The 809-nt window shown below is 54.0% G+C and carries 1 protein-coding gene; it reads right to left on the bottom strand.

Features of this window, described 5'->3' with window-relative positions:
• Positions 1–809 (bottom strand): hypothetical protein (locus tag CLFS41_RS29950; RefSeq protein WP_045091068.1); only part of this gene is annotated, 809 nt, incomplete at both ends.

Below are 809 nucleotides of genomic sequence, written 5' to 3'. Positions count from 1 at the left end.
TGAGGCTCACCGTCCCTGTACTGATAATCGGCTGGGGATAATCTGGGCTGGGGGATGGCTTGCCTCCGGTGTAGGGTTCCCAGGGGAGGACTGTGGATCCGGTATTAAGCATGACCTGTGGCTCTGTGGTATAATCCGATGAGTCTTGTTTACGGAACGATATCCCCAGGAATCCATCCTGCGTTAATGTACAGGTATATCCGGCGCCGTCCGCAATACTGGTACTGCTATTGTTTAGTATCCCGTCAATGACTGTTTTTACGATCATTACTCCGCCAGGAACTGATAATGTATATGTGCCGATCGGAAGACTAAGCCAGACTGTCCGGTAATTATTGTCATTGGTCCTGGTCCCGTTAGCGTTTGTTAAAAAGCCCGGATATATATTGCTATCTTGTAACAGCTGCGCCCCGGTCGTACTCACCTGCTCAATTTCTCCGCTTATCCGCAGGTCAGGTATCGGCGCCTCCCACGCATCCCCCACCGTAACCCGCCCAGTGCCAGACGCGGAGCCGATCAGGGCATTGGCGTATTTAAGATCAGTCTCGCGCTTGTTATAGCCCACAAATGTCTCTTTTTGGCTCTCCACGTAGTCCTTGTTTTCCTGCAACGCCTTTGCGGATGCATCCGCAGACTGTGCTGCTGCCGTGGCTGATCCAGCAGCCGCAGTCTTGCTGGCCTGGGCGTCATTGGCGTATCCCTGGGCAGTGGATACCTTACCCTCCATCTGCGCCACGAATTGCTCATACCAGGACGGGTCCGGCTCCGGTATACCCCCGCCTATCTCCAGGCCGTCATGGATGGTGTAT

This window comes from Clostridium sp. FS41 (assembly GCF_000954015.1).
Taxonomy (GTDB): domain Bacteria; phylum Bacillota; class Clostridia; order Lachnospirales; family Lachnospiraceae; genus Enterocloster; species Enterocloster citroniae.
Note: the sequence above shows the minus strand (reverse complement) of the source record. Positions and strands in the feature narration are given on the sequence as shown.